General features: G+C 50.2%; 10 protein-coding genes and 1 pseudogene. 2 read left to right on the top strand and 9 right to left on the bottom strand.

The genetic code is table 11. The features are described from left to right. Positions 1-10 precede the first annotated feature (10 nt). Entirely contained in the window at positions 11-790 is a 780-nt protein-coding gene (locus tag V4U88_RS07040) for a nuclear transport factor 2 family protein (RefSeq protein ID WP_334072553.1), read from the bottom strand. A 194-nt stretch (positions 791-984) separates the two neighbouring features. On the opposite strand from V4U88_RS07040, the gene V4U88_RS07045 reads away from it, so the two are divergent. Continuing rightward, positions 985-1,590, top strand: coding sequence for a TetR/AcrR family transcriptional regulator (locus tag V4U88_RS07045; protein WP_334072554.1), 606 nt, complete (start codon positions 985-987; stop codon positions 1,588-1,590). Positions 1,591-1,655: 65 nt separating this feature from the next. Here V4U88_RS07045 and V4U88_RS07050 read toward each other — a convergent pair whose 3' ends face one another. From V4U88_RS07050 to V4U88_RS07085, 8 genes and pseudogenes are all read right to left on the bottom strand, one after another. Beyond that, positions 1,656-2,627, bottom strand: a complete 972-nt coding sequence (locus tag V4U88_RS07050) for a helix-turn-helix transcriptional regulator (protein WP_334072555.1) — start codon at positions 2,625-2,627, stop codon at positions 1,656-1,658. A 46-nt stretch (positions 2,628-2,673) separates the two neighbouring features. Continuing rightward, on the bottom strand, positions 2,674-3,309 hold the full coding sequence (locus V4U88_RS07055) for a type 1 glutamine amidotransferase family protein (protein WP_334072556.1): 636 nt from the start codon (positions 3,307-3,309) through the stop codon (positions 2,674-2,676). Between the two features lie 137 nt (positions 3,310-3,446). Continuing rightward, the gene (locus V4U88_RS07060) at positions 3,447-4,013 is read right to left on the bottom strand and encodes a hypothetical protein (RefSeq protein WP_334072557.1); all 567 of its coding nucleotides are present in this window, start codon (positions 4,011-4,013) and stop codon (positions 3,447-3,449) included. A 111-nt stretch (positions 4,014-4,124) separates the two neighbouring features. Beyond that, positions 4,125-5,099, bottom strand: coding sequence for a hypothetical protein (locus tag V4U88_RS07065; protein ID WP_334072558.1), 975 nt, complete (start codon positions 5,097-5,099; stop codon positions 4,125-4,127). Positions 5,100-5,370: 271 nt separating this feature from the next. Further along, positions 5,371-5,597 (bottom strand): annotated as a pseudogene (locus V4U88_RS07070) (EamA family transporter); the annotation flags it as partial. A gap of 8 nt (positions 5,598-5,605) precedes the next feature. Next, complete coding sequence (gene srtB, locus V4U88_RS07075) at positions 5,606-6,379, bottom strand: class B sortase (RefSeq protein ID WP_334072559.1); 774 nt, start codon at positions 6,377-6,379, stop codon at positions 5,606-5,608. Positions 6,380-6,398: 19 nt separating this feature from the next. Further along, positions 6,399-12,584 (bottom strand): DUF7601 domain-containing protein, encoded by a 6,186-nt coding sequence (locus tag V4U88_RS07080; RefSeq protein WP_334072560.1) that lies wholly within the window; start codon positions 12,582-12,584, stop codon positions 6,399-6,401. 840 nt (positions 12,585-13,424) lie between these two features. Then, positions 13,425-13,847, bottom strand: coding sequence for a VOC family protein (locus V4U88_RS07085; RefSeq protein WP_334072561.1), 423 nt, complete (start codon positions 13,845-13,847; stop codon positions 13,425-13,427). Between the two features lie 250 nt (positions 13,848-14,097). Between V4U88_RS07085 and V4U88_RS07090 the strand changes: the two genes are divergently transcribed. Beyond that, a complete protein-coding gene (locus V4U88_RS07090) occupies positions 14,098-16,482 on the top strand; it encodes a glycoside hydrolase family 16 protein (RefSeq protein ID WP_334076912.1) in 2,385 nt (794 codons plus the stop codon). Positions 16,483-16,537 lie beyond the last annotated feature (55 nt).

Here is a 16,537-nt window from a genome sequence, read left to right on the forward strand (position 1 = left end):
GGCATCAACTTCAGAATCTGCTGTTTGAGTTCTTTCGCTTTTCCGCCGGCAGGATGGCCTCGATCACGTCCCAATGCTCGGTGATCTTCCCCTCCTCCATGCGGAACAAATCGTAGTAAGCGGTAGGCTGACCGTCGAAGAGACCCTCACTCATCGTAAGCACAAAATCGCCTTGTCCAATGACCTGATGGACATGAGTATATTGAAATTCAATATTTTTCTCCTCCAGCGCCTGCAAAGCGGCATGAAGACCGGAAAGGCCGTCCGCAATATGCGGACTATGCTGAATGTAGTTATCGCCATCAAAGTAAGAGGCAAGCAGGTCGGGGTTCTTCCCAAGCAAGATGTTTTCAACATAACTGTTAACAAATACTTTGTTGGCATCCGTCTTGTCGATATCCTTCACCGCGACCGGCCCGTCAATCATCGTATGATGGCTTGGCGTCTTTTCCGCCATCTCTTGCAAATTGTCCCAATGCTCGACGATGAGTCCATTCTCAAAGCGGAAGATGTCAAAGGCGATTTTAGGGCCGTGAAAATCATATACAGAATGAAGAGCCACATAATCCCCATCGACCAAAGCGCGCTTAACGCTTACCTTTGTACCGATTTCCTTCAAATGATCAAGCGCGCCAAGCATGGCCCCACGACCATCGGGCAGGGCCTGGTTGTGCTGAATATATTGATCTGGATGAACGTAAGCCGTAATCGCTTCGGGATTGCCGCTCTCAAAACTCTCCAGCACGGCGATGGCCTTACGGACAAGCTCATTTTGATGGTTGAAAGTCATTAGAATATCCTCCTTGAGTCTATAGTCATTAGACAAATAATGAACATCACGTTGTTTATTTATCTGTTGCTCATTATAATGAAGGCTAATACAAGGCTCAATATGTAATAATTTTAATTTTGAAGGATAACAGACAATTCATAGAACCTTTGTCGCTTAACGGATAAAATTTTATGTAGGGGGGAACGAAAACAGTGAACAAGAAGACCGATCTAAGAATACTGCGCACCATTCAATCGATTCGAAAGGCGTTTTATGAGCTTATTCAGGAAAAAGGATATGAGGCGATAACGATCCAGGATATTGCCGACCGGGCAATGATCAATCGAAACACATTTTATCTCCACTACCAAAACAAACCTGATTTATTAGATACATGTATGAATGAATTGTTGAGCGAATTAAAGGATGTAGTCGTTCAATGCCCCATCAGCGCGAGTTCTTCCAGTACTTCTAAACTCGGAACAGTCATGCAAGCCATATTGGAACATATTTCGCGCAACACTTCTTTTTACTATGCCATGTTAATTGATGAGAATAGAATCTATCAGTTTCGAGCGAAAATGGAGCATATTGTTAGAGATAAGCTAAATGAGGGGTGGAATCCCGCGCAGGACAATTCCCCTTTAGCAATATCCAAGGAGTTGCTGCTCGAATTCCTCGTATCGTCATTCATGGGGATTGTCATTTGGTGGCTCAACAACGATCAGCCTCTTCCTGCGAACGAAGTTTCATCCCAGTTCAGCAGAATCGTTGCCTACGGGCATTTGAAAGCTGCCGGCATCGCCGTCAAGGAATAAAATGAGCGGACACATTGCCCCGGTGATACGTCACCGGACTCGCTGACAACCGCTGTCAGCATAGTTCAATCGGGATCGTCTTCGTAATGCTTGGCGATTTCTTGTGCCATTTCCCGGAGCCGACGCTTCAACTCCAGCGGCTCCCGAATGCGAATGGCCGTGCCGAACGTCATCAGATACATCGGAAGATACTTGTTCATCGTCGGGACGTCGAGCAGAAATCTAGCCTCCCGATCGGTCCGTTCCGTCAAATAGTGGCGCAGATGCCAATGGCCGCAAACCGCGTTCAGCTTGTCCGGCTCTCCCTCGATGCGGATGACCGCCAGCGGTCCGTCCGCCTCCCGCCCCCGCTCGGACTGGTCGCGGAAATAGGCGGACGCCGAGAAGCGTTCCGGCTTTTCGAACCGCGCTTCGGTCGGCTCCAGCCGCGCGATGCGGTCCACGCGGAACGTCCGCACCGCCTGCGCCCGATGGCAGAACGCGACAGCGTACCATTCGTTCCGGTCGTAAGCCAACCCGAACGGATCGACCTCGCGTTCGTCGGCCCGCTCCGCATTCGCTTTGCGATAGGCGATGCGGACCGTTCGTCCGTCCTTCGCCGCCTGCTCCAGATCCCGGAGCAACGGAACGACGGAAGGCGGACGCGCCGGAGAAATCACATCCAGTCCGCTCGTGTGACGGGACAGATCGTGGCGCTGCTCTTCGTGCAGCCCGTTCTCCACCTTTTTCAACGCGCTTTCCAGTTCCTCGGTGTACGGATAGCCGGCGCCCTGCGCAAATTTAAACGCGTCCACCAGCGCCTTGAGCTCTACGGTGTTGAAGAACAATGGCGTCTCCCTGAAGCTTTCCAGAATGCGAATGCCGCCGTCATGGCCCGATTCCCCGACGACCGGCACGCCGCTGGCGCATAATGCGTCGATATACCGGTACACGGTACGAACGCTGATCTCCAAACTGTCCGCGATCTGCGCGGCGGTGAGCTTCCTTCCGGATCGCAGCATCCAAAGCATGGACAACATGTTATCCCATTTTGCCATCGGGGGCCTCCTCTTTTTCTCGCGACACCAAAACTATTGGAGCCTTTTATTCGCTATGGATAGAATTCATTAACTCGAAGAAGTATTTTGGCTCATGCGTCCGATATAGGTTGAACCATGAATGTAAGGTTTCCGGTGCAAATACATCCAGCAGCTTCAACACATGCATCGTAAACTCCAATGGCGCTACTCCTGACGCGGTTACTAAATTCCCACCGGTTACGGCCGGTTCAATTTCGTAATGCCGTTCTCCATTGTAATTAGGACATAGCATTTTCATATATTCCAGATCGTTGCTTGTATGCCTTCTTGAGTCCAGCACTCCCATCTTAGCAAGACCCAAGGTTGCGCCGCAAATCGCCGCCACAACAGTGCCTTTATCTAAATATTCGGACACTTTCTTCAATATAGGTTCGTGAATGGCTTCCATCCAAGTATTCCCGCCCGGAAGAACTATAACATCCGTACCTTCCAAAATACACTCATCAACAGAAATCCTAGGCAGTATTTTTAATCCTCCCATTGTAGTTACCGGTTTTTTATCAACACCTACCGTAATCACCTCTAAGGGCGCCAGTTCTTTTTTAAAATACCTTCCCGAGTTTAGTTCCGCTGTTAAATAACCCGTCTCCCAATCCGCCATCGTATCAAATACATAAAGATACACTTGTTTTGTATGCAAAATATACACTCCTTTAGTAATGCATCCATCATTGACCCCATTATAAAAAAACTTTACTGACAACTTCCGTCAGTAAAGTTTTCAAGCTTGATAGAAATTAAAGAGTCTATGTTTGCAATATCAACGCAACCGCCGTATTACTCGGTCTGTCCGTGTTCAGGAATGGCGTCGGTTCGAATCACAAAAGCCACCTCCCGTGTCCCATTGTTCCATTTGCACAGCAGGCGAAAACCTCTCAAGACAGCGCCGTGTTCATAATCTTTACTGTTTGAGCTCGCATAGGCCTGCATGTTCTCCTTCAGTATAAAAGAAGCCGTTCCCTTATCGAACTCCACTTCAGGTTTAAGGGGCTCGGTTTTTTCATATTTCATCCTGCCTTCTTCCGTCAAAACATAATCAATCAGCTCATACGAGTCCGGTTCGACGGTTTGGTCAAGAAATTTCACCTGAATGGTCTCCCCTAACTTCACATAAGGAAGATTTGCAGCCTTGTTTTCCAAAATGGATTGAAAAGAATCTAAGTTTCCGTAATCCGGTTTCTCCACAGTCTTTGAAATAATAACTGGACTAATATCCTGGTTATTAGCCTTTACCTCTATAGTACCTGAATCCGCAACAGCCTTGGCTGAATTGTTGTCATTATCACAAGCAGTGATTGCGATCAGAAGCGTGAGACCTAGAGCCAGCAGCATAGTTTTTTTCAATATTTCACTCCCTTAAGCAAAGTTTGGACTAAAATAATGAAAAAACGGCCCTATCAATTTCAAAGGATAGGACCTGTTTTTTTATATTTTACCAAATCATTGTAATTAATTCTAATTCTTCTTCCACATGGTTAAATGATTCGATGCGTACGGGGAATAGTCAGCCTGATGCTTCATAAGGGGCGCCATTCCCCATTTCGAAATGACTTTCAAGTATTTGGGGCTCGCTAATGGCCCGCCGGCTTGATACACAATTCCGGAGTGTTCGCCATTATCATAGTATACACGTGTTCCAATCCCCGCATTAATCAGGTTAGTAAAACTGGAATAGCTTCCATCCGTCATATAGGCACTTGGGTTATTCATCCAATAAGTGTTGCTTGTAGAATCCGAATACCAAGCATAAGAATGGCAGTTGTAATTGCTTGTTGAAGACGAAACGAATGTTGCGTTCGGATATGCCTGTTTATATGAATTGTTGAGTTGAGCTTTTTGGGTAAGAGTTAGTTCCTCTCCTCGAATGATTACCGGTACACTTGTCCCCCTCGGTGTTTTTACAGTACTACTCGACGCAGTAAGCACCAAGCTTTGGGCCAATTTCTTATTAGATACCGATTCCCAAATGGATGTCTGTGATAAGAGGACGCTCAATGTCAGCTCTCCCAGAGATGGCTCACTACTAAACGTCTTGTTAGTCTGCAACTTGGCCAGCAGTTGATCACCGGCATCATCGCGGGTCAGCAGCTCTCTAAACGCATCCGAGTCTTTGGCCAGCGCCTTGAGACCATCGGCGTATGAATCGTAGGCATATATATTAATAACTAAAGGATAGTCAAGTACTGCATTGACAACCTCCTCCGTGGTCATTTTTTTCAGTACATCATTCGGAATACGAGTCACATCCAGCATTTCCCGTTTGCTTGATAAGTTGGCCCACTCCGGGTCGTCAGGCGTAATCTGATATTCAAAGTTTACACCGGAATTTTCCTGACTTAGATCGTCACCGGCAACCTCACTGGCAAAAACATTTACACTAAACGAACATAGTAATATTGTTGCCATCAATAGACTGAATAACTTTTTCAAATTTACCGTCTCCCTTGTTTTGTTTTTGCACTTTACGCCTTCTTTACCTTGGACCATGGGACTCCGTAATCTAATAGACATTCTCACCTCCCTGGTTAAATTGGAATTAAAAGTAAATTACAACGTTATTGTATACCCTTTCATATCCAATTAATAGATTATATTGGAAATCGACACATAATGTTAAAACAATTTTTCCCAGTTGGGGTGAAACAATAGAAGGCCACCGAAGTAATCGGCGGCCTAATTGTCGGTGATTCTACTATCACGTCTATTTTTCTTCTTTAATAACCAATAAAACGCCATAAGGATCAAGGTGGAGCCAACCCAAAACGTTGCACCAATGTTCTCTCCTAGAATAAGCCATCCAAGCCATGTTCCAACCACGGGCTGAAAAAAGAAAAATAGCCCTCCGCTTGAGGCGTTAAGCAATTGCAAACCACGATTCCAAAGTAAAAATCCACCTGCCGTTGAAACAATGCCCAAGTACAAGAACCCTACTCTCGTTATTTACGCTTTCGGGCGACCACCGCTAACCGGCCGTTGTCGGTCGAGTACTCGCAGGTAGACAGTACAATAAGCTTGTCGCCATACCGGGCCGTTACGCCCGTGTCGTAAAGAGCGAGTTTTTTGATGTTCTGAACATAATCATCAAACTCAGCGGGCGTACGTACCTTATCAATCTGGTAGTACTTAAAAACGTCGTCCGATTTGCGATAAACTTTTGACAGGATCACGGCAATTATCTCATACTCTTCCTTTTCGTATAGCGTGCTGAACTGGAACGTGGCGTGCTCCTTGTAAAAGCTTTCTTTCTTATACTTCGACAAGTCTTTGAACATCCAGCCGCTTTTCATGTGGTGTCCGTGAATCAGCAAAATGTCCGAGCCGTCGATCCGGCTGTGCGCGTCCAAAAAGGGGAGCCCGCTTTGGGTTTCCTTTTGATCAAAATCGCGATTGAGATAGTATTCCGGATCCTGTGGATTCTGCATAATCGGGTAATTAATGCGGGTATTGTCAACCTTTAACCATCCGACAATGTCCGGGTTTCTTTCGTAAAGCTCTCGAAACTCGGGAAGCATGACCGCCTCACGCGCCTTCGCGGCTAAAGGAAATACCTTTCCTTGGTCCGTGTCCAACCCTTCCGCCCATGTTTCGGTCAGCTTTTTGATTTTCTGTTGTTCGGCATAATCCCCCACGAGCATTCTCGCAAGATTGGCCAGGGAAAATACCAACAGAAGGACGGAAACGGCGATAAGAATTTTTTTGATTTTGCTCATGTTCTTACCGCCTTTCCGATTACAGAATGTGCTTTTTCTTCTTTATGTCGAGCAGACAAATTCCGATGGTAATCAGGGACAACAACGCCAAAATCATATAGGAGATTGGCGACGGTCTGTGATCCCCCGTTTCCGGAACATCGTCCAGCTCGTTGTCGGCGTTGCCAGGTCCGTCACCGACGTTGTCGGCTTCGTTGCCGGCGTTGCCGATGCCGTTGTCGACGTTGTTGCTGGCTCCGTTATCCACGTTGCCAGCTCCGTTGTCGACGTTGCCGGTTCCGTTATCCACGTTGCCAGCTCCGTTGTCGACATTCCCGGCTCCGTTATCCACATTGCCGGTTCCATTGTCAACGTTGCCGATTACGCTGTCGACGCTACCGTTTATGCTCTCGATGCTGCCAGGTTCCGGCTTGACAGGATTAGGAACGGGGGTCACCGGAACCGGATAAGAATTTCCGGATCCTGAACCGCCGCCTGTTCCTCCGCCGCCGCTATTGCCGCCGGTACTTACCGGGCTCAATTCTACATTGTAGCGTACGATGTCGCTTCCAACCTTGATCAGGTCGCTTGTATGCGTCACATATCCGGTTTTTGTGACCACCAGATAGTAATCCGTATTCGGGAACACCATGTACGCATATGCGCCGGTTGCGTCGCTGTACTGACTTGGACTGGCGTTATCGTTCGGTGCAAAGCCCGGAATGCCCGGCAGCGTCACTTTCGTGCCTGGCACAATGCCTTTGGCTTTGTTCTCCGGCGTGTCGGCATAGTACAAGGTGACTTCGGCACCTTCAATCACTGCGCCGGTCGTTTTGTCCGTAATGATGCCGTACGGATCAACGAGCTCCTGAGAAATATTCAATTCTCCGCTGGCCTTCACGCTCAGAATCGCATCCCGAACAATCGTCAGTTCTTGGCCCGGCTCAAATTCGTAACGCACTTCCATTTTATAGTTCTCCGCGGTTAAACCGTCCGCCGAGAATGCGCCGTTCGGCTGCAAATGAAAAGCTTTAGGAGCGCCATCTTGGTCCTTAACATATTGATCGTTCGCATCGCGCAAATAGATGCGCATCTTGCCGGCGAGCTCGCTGGTCACCAGTGAAGACTGCCCTTCAGGCTGCTTCAGGAGTACGACACCTACGGCCGTAATGTCCGCAGGAACCAGCTCTCCGCCTTTCACATCACCCTCGACTTGCGCTTTTTGCGTGAAAGTGATCGGCTGTTCGACGCCGCCCACTTCGATCAGTTTGGTGTAACTGATCGTATAGTCGCCGCCATACAGCACAGGATGGAAGTACGCACCATCGGCGTCGGTTATGATCTCATGCTCTTTGCCATTCGTTTTGTCGGTAATGACAATGGTCGCATTCGGAATCACTTCGCCCGTTTCGTTATCGCGCAGCACCCCGATGATCGCTGCCGGTACGGTAGTTACCTTGGCGATGTTGCTCGTCAATTTCCCTTCCGTCAGGCTGTCCACCTTAGCCACGATAAAGTGATCCTCAGGCGTTGTAGTTTCCAGCTCCGGCGGTGTATAAGAGATAACCGCTTTCCCTTGCTCATCGGTCGTAGCCTTCACTTCCGATTGATCCGGCAGCAGGAAGATGACTTCCTGGTTCGCCACCGGCTTGCCTTCATGATCGGTCAACGTTGCCGCCAACTGCGAAGCTGTCTTACCGTTGCCGGGAACGACAGCAGGATCCGCCGTCAGTGTCAGCTCACCGGGGACATATCTCGCATTGACGAATCGGGCTTCGGTAATCTCTTTGTGAATAATCGTGCCGGTGTGCTTCCGATTCGCCGGGTCGGCGGTATAATCCTCGCCCGCATAATCGGTCTGCGTGACGATATAGCGGTCACCGCTCGGAATGCCCTCAATGGCGACGGTTTCCCCATGCTTGAGGGTGATCTTATCGCCAGACTTGATCGTTCCCATCGTACCGTCCGATTTGGTGTAGGCGTACGCCTTACCCACAGCGGCGTCCGGGAATTGGACCGTAAACTCGAAATCTTTATTTTTGTCCGCCCCGTTGCCGACTACCGTCTCACCGATCAGCAGACCGCCGTACACCATCCGCGTGTTGACGATCCCCTCTTGATGGTCGCCCCCATCGGTAATGGTGCCGGTCGTTTTCCGGTCCGGCCAGGTTGTCGTGTATCCTTCGGCCGTATAATCGGCCTCGGTGACGGTGTAGATTGTACCCTTGGGAATTCCATCAATGACGGCGGTTTCCCCATGCTTCAGGGTGATCTTCCCGCCGGACTGGACGGTTCCCGTCGCACCGTCCGATGTCGTATAAGTAAACGCTTTGCCCGCTCCCGGGCCCTCGAACATGACGGTGAAATCGAACGCCTTGTTCTTGTCGGCACCGTTACCGGCTACCGTCTTCCCGATCGTCAACTTGCCGGGGAGGTACTTGGCGTTAACATACTTCGCTTCGGCCGTTTGTTCCTTCACGATGCTGCCGGTGCGCGTCAGATTCTCCGGATCGGTAGTGTAGCCATCGTTTGCGTAATCCTTCTGAACGATAGTGTAGGTGATGCCGTCCGGGATATCCTTGATGGTAATCGACTGGCCGCCTTTCAACTTAACGGTTCCGCCATCGGCTATGGTGCCGCTTGCGGAGCCATTATAGGCATAAGACTTATGGTTGCTGAAAGAGATCGTATACTCAAATTCCTTGTTCGGATCAGCCCCTAGTCCTTCGATCGCCATTTCCAGCTTCAAATCGCCAGTCTCCCACACCGGGGTTGGCACAACGAGCGGTTTGGCGCTGGTCACCTCCACCCCGTCCACCCAGATGGGATTCCATGGAGTAGACGCCACACGTACCTGATAAACCGTTGTGGTCGGCAGATAGGTGGTAGGGTCGATATAAGTTTGCTTGAGCACATAAAGCCCCGCTTTGGCAAACAGGCTAAGCTTGCCGTCCGGACCGGTGGTTCCGCCGGTAACCTCTGTTACGCCGTCGGGCTCATACAGTTTGAATACTACGCCGCCCAGCGGCTTGCCTTTGGGGTCAACCTTGAGCAGATCCAGTTTACCCTGAGTTTCCGCGCTGCCGCCTACGTCACTGTTGTCGACGGCGTGTTCGCTTTTGGCGCTGATACCGTCCAAGGTGTCATCGCCCATCAGTTTGATCTCGTTGCCCACCTTACCACCGGTGGGTACATTAGTAACCTCGGTCTGATACGTGATTTGATAGAGCTGGTTCGGATTCGCCATGCGGAAAATCAGCCGCGTCGCTCCACCTTCCGTAACGGTTTCCACCTTGACTTCACTGTTCGGATCGTACAGGTTCAGCGCATCGCCGTCCCTTTCAAGGCCTCCGCTTGGAGTCAGCTTGGCTTTGTATACCGCCATATCGGGACGTCGCAACGAAAGGTTCCCGTTCTCATCCTTACGCAGTGCCAGCCCTTCCCCAAGGGTATCTTGCAGATAAACGCCGTCCTTGACCTCGAAAGGAGGTGTGTAGTTCACCGTCCACTCCAGTACACCAGGGTTCGGCTTTGTCACCGATTTGCCCAGCGTCTGCATCGGAACGATGACCTTGCGGCTGGCTTTGACCGCGGTAGGCTCATCCCCCCATGTGATTTTCATCTCGGCGGTGTTCGTCGCTTCAATCTTTGCGTTGCCTGATTCAAAGTATTGACGCAGGGCCGCCTCGCTCGGTCTTGCCTTGACCAGAACGACGTAAGGGCTTTCCAGCTTGGTAAAGGAAAAGGTACCTACGTTTCCTGCAGCGGAAAAGCTCACAAGACCACTTGGGTCGGAAATCGGCGTCGTTGCGCTAACCGTCGCTCCATAGTCTGCCCGGGCTCCCTTGTAAATCGCAAAATCCTGTCCCTCCGAATAGGGCACAAACTCCCAGCCCTCGGGTAGGGTATCTACAAGTTTGATGTCGCTGGCAACGTGATTTCCGCCATCCTTTGCCATCTCTTCGGTCCTCATGCCGTTCATATTGACCGAAAACCGGAAGGTCACCGTCTTGCTCACCCGATCAAAGGCTGCCAGTGTATAAGTTTGGTTAGCGTCATCCCGGATGTAGCTTCTGACATCGTTAGGAATAGCGCCTGTTCCATCCGGTTTGGACGCAAAGAGCATCTCTTTGGCCAGCATGCCGCTATTGAATCGTTGAGAAATCCGGTTTGAATCAATTGTCCGAGTTGTGCCTTCAAACAGGACCGCCCGGTTAAACTGATCCGTGGACTTATTGCCCGCGAAATGCTCCCACTGTGTCATCAGGGAATTATATGTGAAGGAAGCGGGCTTATCGGTGTTGTATCCGGTGACTTGAAGCAAGTCGGCGACAGGCTTCCCATCCTGTGAAAGCGTGTATACTTGATGCGTTAATCCGTCACTCGACTGAAAGGAACCGGACTGGAACCGCTGGTAGTAATTCTCCCTGCTGTTCCCCTTCAACTGATTCAGAATTGCAGAGTCAAGCACCGGACTGGCGGTAAGCTTGGTGAAGTCGATGGAGCTTGCATCCCCATACACCAGCAGATCGTACACCGCACCGTCCGGAAGAGCCTCCTGAGGTGTTAGGGTGATCTTCCACGGCAATGTGCCCAAAGCAAGGGTTTCCCCAGTACCTATGCTCTTTGTCAGGGTATGGGCACCGATGGTGACAACGGCCGTGTCCCACACGCTAGCTTGGTCATTGTCCTGCACGGTATTGACATCCAGCTTCCACTGGGCGGTGGCCTTGTTATTGAAGCTGGTCTGACTGCCCGTAACTTCGGACACAATGACCAGACGGATCGGGCCATTTACCTCACCGAACGAATACACATTGTTTGCATCGGGGGTAATCGGCGTTGTTGTGTCCGACCACTTCTGACCGTCCCATGTTTGCCAAGCGGCCGATAATCGGGTAAGTCCGGCCGGCAAGGGATCGGTGATCGTAAAGTCCTTCAGCCCTTTTTTGCTGTAGTTCTTGTTAACATCAATCGTCCATGTAATGGTATGCGGGTCTGAAGAACTCGTCCGCTTATTCAATGTGCCGCTCTTCTGAATCCAGTCGGGTCTGAAAGTCACGCGCCAAGAATTCGAGGAAAGCAGCTTGCTGTCCGACGCGTCTCTCAATTCCGTGATATTTGTGACAGTCTGATACCCACTAGCCGTATTATACTCAGTATAATATTTCGCCTTGGGAATCCACGTCCTGAAAGTGACGGTCGCCTTGTCGCCGAATCCCTCCGGGAAGGCATAGACCAACGAGTTCCCGCTGCCGCTTTCCGGTGCCACTGTGTTGCCGTTAACCTTCAGGGAGCCCTCCACCAAGGTGCCCACCTGAGCCGGATCGAGCGCGTTGTAGAACTTCAGTCCGTCCAGCGGCTGCGGAATGGCGGGATCAAACTCATCCGCAGCGGTAATGTCCACCTGCCACTCGATGGTTCCATCCACGAAGTCTGTCGGATAAATCCAATTGTTTTCAGTAGCGTTGCTGTTGGATTTCAGTTTGATGCTGTACGCAGGCGTAACTTGAGGGTTTTCAAGCAGGTAGTTCCCGCCGAAGATGTTAATCGGCTTTCGCTCGCCGTATTGTATACCCGACAAGTCTGCCTTAGCGGTGGACTCAAAGCCGAAGGAGACGTTCTTACCCTGGCCGTTGAAGAAGCGTTCTTCGCCATCAAACACCACCCTGATCCCCGCTTCGGAGAAATAGGCGGTTCCGATGGTGTAACCCGTTTTTTCCTTCAGCGTCATTGTGGCATCCGGCAGGATGACTTCCGGGAAATAGGTCGCTTTGTCCAACATTACATAGTCGCCATGCAAAATGACCGTGCTGCCATCCACCGTGTTCGGATCGTCGGCATCCCCTTTCACCGGGATCTTGATATCGCTCGATCTTAAGGTGAAGGGCTTTCTGCCATGAATGACGTCATCCGTATGTAAGACATTTTCGTTCTGCACGACTTCCAACGGAAAAGGCGAATTGGCCCCCATGAGTACCGCCGTTTTGTCCGTCGGGGCTGCCGTCATCACCATGAAATCGTTCGGCACATCGTACACCGCCTCAGATGCCGAAGGCGCTTCGTCCGCGCTCGGCGAATCGGCTTCGCCAACGGTCTCCGCCCCAGACTCGCTTGGCACACTTTCCGCATAAGCAGTGACAGAGAACGCCACCGTTTGCAAGACAAGCATCATCGCCAGGCAGAAAGAGAGTATTGCTTTACCTATGCTGCGTTCATGTTTCAAGACTGTAATCTCCCCCGTTCCAAAATTGCCTAAACGCGAAAAGACCTATGCGTTTGCTTGATCTCAACGACCCTTTACATCACCCAAATATTTCAAATTTTAAATAAACAGGTGAAGGTCATGGGCGTTCAGGCGGTTGATCATCTTAGTAACTTTCTCCCCCCTTCTTCGACATTTTCACCATTTAAATACTGCAAATGGCAGAGTACGCCCAGTTTAAACAGCGTACTTCGCCATTATATTCGAGAGATCTCTACAAATTCTAGACAAAACTCGACAAAGGGCCTTGAAGGCGAAAAAAACAATGGAGGAATGATGCGAGAAGCCGTAAAGGAGAACAACCATCAGGCTGTTCTCCTTTTCCTGGAGGAGTATGGGTCACGTCGATCTTCTAAGATATACTTCGGATTTTTCAATGAATTCTTTAAGTCCTTCCGGTACTTCAATATATCCTGCTCATTCGGGGTCTATCTGGGAATAACCCAAATTAAAAAGATTGCACCCCAATAGGCACAACTCGGTATCACCTTGATTCAGCCCCCATCAGACAACCTTGATAACATAGAATTCCTGCATATGTGCATGTTTTTTTTCTGTTTGGAACAATGATTTCAAAATTCCTGCAAATCTGCAGGAATTTTCGACGAAATCGGCTCGTTTCTCTAAAATCGCCAGAAATACCTGCAGATTTGCATCTTTTTTCGAATCCCCTCGGGGACCGGCTTAAAATACCTGCAGATTTGCATCTTTTTGGAGTCGGAAGGGTCGGAAAGTGCGCTAGGTCCCTTGATCTCCGTGGGTTAAATACGATTTTTCTCCTACTACGATGCCTGAAGGGCCCTAGTCCTGAATTTCCGTATAAATTTGAAAGGTAACTCCGAATTTGTCCGTGACATCCCCAAATCCGGGGCTAAAGGCTTCTTCCTGAAACGGCAAATTCACTTTTCCGCCTTGCCGCAAAGCTTCATAGAGCTGTTTTGATTTTTCTACGTCGTTCGTTGTGATGCAAATGGTTACCCTTTTTCCGTTGGCAATGGGTGAACCCCCTGGAGCATCGGAAAACATGAGTTCCGTTTCACCCACTTGTACCTTTGCATGGGCCACCAGGTTTTTTAAATCGTCAGTAAACGTATTCGGCATTCCCGACATCTCCCCGTAAGTAATCATCGAGAGAACTTTAGCGCCAACGGCCTGTTCATAAAACTGAATAGCCTCCCTTGTGTTTCCCTCCAAAGTAATATAAGGGGTTAGTTTTACAGTCATAAATTGTACCTCCCTGGGTTCGGTGAAATTTGATTCATTCATATAGACGAGTTACGCGCCCCCAAATCATCGGTCACTCGCAAAATTCTTATTTCGCCCCCCTGCTGTCAAGAAAAACGGGCACCCTACCCGAAAAATGACACCTATCTCTCGGATGATCCGGGTTGATACAATGAAGGTATTCCCCTGTGCAATTATTTTCCATGGGTTACATAGGTTGGGGAATTACTTTAATTGAGGGAGGGTATTTATGAGGCGTTCTCACTTTAGGGAAAGGCGGTTTGTTCAAAAAGTATTCAGTATGATCCTGACGATAGTGATCGCGAGCGGCATCGGTCTGTTGCCGACTTCGAAGGTTCAGGCCGCTGAAGGAACAGGAACCACCATTACCTCGATGAATTACTTCTCGGCGGCAGACGGACCGGTCATCACTAAATCAGGAGTCGGTCAAGCCAGTTATGGATTCGTTATGCCTGTATTTAATGGAGGCTCCGCCACCTGGAATGAGGTTGTCCAAGACTTGGGCGTGAAGGTGAAAGTAAACGGCAGTTGGGTCGATATCGACAGTGTCGGCAGCTTTGTTTATAACCAAAACTGGGGTCACTGGAGCGACAGCGGCTTTAACGGCTACTGGTTCACCCTTTCAACCACGACAGAGATTCAGTTGTACTCCAAAGCGAATGGGGTTACGCTCGACTACAAACTGGTATTCCAAAATATCAACAAAACGACGATTACGGCGATGACGCCGACGCAAGGACCGGAAATCACGGCGGGAACGACGGGCGGAGCCGGCTTCACTTATCCGGTCTTCAACAATGATCCGGGTATTCCTTATGCGGCTGTGGCCGGTGATTTGAAGTTGTATGTTAAACCCGTAAACAGCAGCGAATGGATCGATATTGACAACAACGCGGCCAGCGGCTGGATCTATGATCAAAACTTCGGCCAATTCACCGACGGAGGCGGCGGCTACTGGTTTAACGTCAAGGAGTCGATCAACGTCAAGTTGGCATCGAAAACCTCTTCGGCTAACGTCGTTTACACCATCATTTTCAATGAACCGGTGAGAAATTCATATATTCTTACTCCCTTTGAAGGAACGACTTTCACCGCAAATGAAAGCGGTGCCATTGGTCTGCCCCTGCCCAAGATTGATGGAAGCGCCCCGGTCGCCGATGAGCTTGGGAACTTCGTATACCAGATTCATATCAACGGGCAATGGGTTGACTTGGGGAATTCCGGTCAGAGCGGATTCGTATATTCCGCGAACGGTTACAATAACCAGTCCAGCGCCAATCAGTGGGGGTATTGGGCCGACCATATCTACGGGCTGTGGTTCCAGCCCATCCAGGAAGATATGCAAATCCGCATCGGCTACCCGTTAAATGGGCAGGCGGGCGGAAATATCGGCGATAATTTCATCTCCTACACCTTTATCGGAAATCCCAATGCTCCCCGTCCCGATGAAAACGATCATGGGGATATTCCGCTCGGAACCCCGAACGATCCGGCCATCGAGGGCATGACGCTGGTTTGGCAGGATGAGTTTGACGGAACCCGGCTGGATGCGGGGAAATGGAATTATGAGCTGGGCTATTACCTCAATGACGATCCCGGTACCTGGGGTTGGGGCAATGCGGAACTGCAGCACTATACCAACAGCCCGCAAAATGTATTTGTGCAGGACGGGAAGTTGAATATCCGGGCCTTGAGTGAGCCCAAATCCTTCCCGCAGGATCCAAGCCGGTATGCCCAGTACTCTTCCGGTAAGATTAACACCAAGGATCATTTTTCGCTCAAATACGGCAGGGTGGATTTTCGTGCGAAACTGCCTGTGGGGAACGGCATCTGGCCGGCCTTCTGGATGCTTCCGAAAGATAACGCCTACGGCTCGTGGGCGGCATCCGGCGAAATCGATGTGATGGAAGCGAGAGGGCGTCTGCCCGGCACGTCTTCCGGCGCCATTCATTTTGGCGGACAATGGCCGGCCAATACCTATCTTTCCGGCGAATATCACTTCCCGGCAGGGCAAACCATCGCGAGTGACTATCACGTCTATTCCGTCGTCTGGGAAGAAGACAGCATCAAGTGGTACGTGGACGGCAAGTTCTTTTTTAAAGCCACCCGGGATCAGTGGTACTCCTCCGCTGCCCCAAACAACCCGAACGCTCCGTTCGACCAGTCTTTCTACCTCATTATGAATCTGGCGATCGGCGGGAACTTTGACGGCGGCGTGACCCCAGGTCCCGGCGACATCCCTGCGACGCTGCAAGTGGATTATGTACGCGTGTACAAAGACGGCGGCGGCCAAAATCCCGGAGAGCCCGGGCCGGGTTCCCCCTCCACGGTCGTCATCGGCGATGCAGTGAAAGGTCTGAAGAAAACCGGCGATAACTTGCTGTTCTATGTAAACGGCGCAACCTTCGCCGATTTGCACTACAAGGTCAATAACGGCACACAGCTCAATGTAGCCATGACCGGGGCGGGGAACGGCAACTATACCTATGCGGTCAACAACCTGCGGCACGGGGATACCGTCGAGTACTTCTTTACCTACAACCCGGGCCAAGGAGCACTGGATACCCCTTGGCAGACTTATATTCACGGGGTCACGCCAGGAAGGCCGGAATAAACCCGGGAACCGCGTTCTACCTCAAACAGGGCTCCCTCAGACGAGGGAGCCCTGT

The organism is Paenibacillus sp. A14 (assembly GCF_036864815.1).
Classification (GTDB): Bacteria; Bacillota; Bacilli; order Paenibacillales; family Paenibacillaceae; genus Fontibacillus; species Fontibacillus sanfengchensis.

Excerpts from the sequence above, each read along its gene's own strand:
- V4U88_RS07040 (WP_334072553.1), bottom strand. The coding sequence starts at position 790 with ATGACTTTCAACCATCAAAATGAGCTTGTCCGTAAGGCCATCGCCGTG.
- V4U88_RS07050 (WP_334072555.1), bottom strand. The coding sequence starts at position 2,627 with ATGGCAAAATGGGATAACATGTTGTCCATGCTTTGGATGCTGCGATCC.
- srtB (WP_334072559.1), bottom strand. The coding sequence starts at position 6,379 with ATGAGCAAAATCAAAAAAATTCTTATCGCCGTTTCCGTCCTTCTGTTG.
- V4U88_RS07085 (WP_334072561.1), bottom strand. The coding sequence starts at position 13,847 with ATGACTGTAAAACTAACCCCTTATATTACTTTGGAGGGAAACACAAGG.
- V4U88_RS07090 (WP_334076912.1), top strand. The coding sequence starts at position 14,098 with ATGAGGCGTTCTCACTTTAGGGAAAGGCGGTTTGTTCAAAAAGTATTC.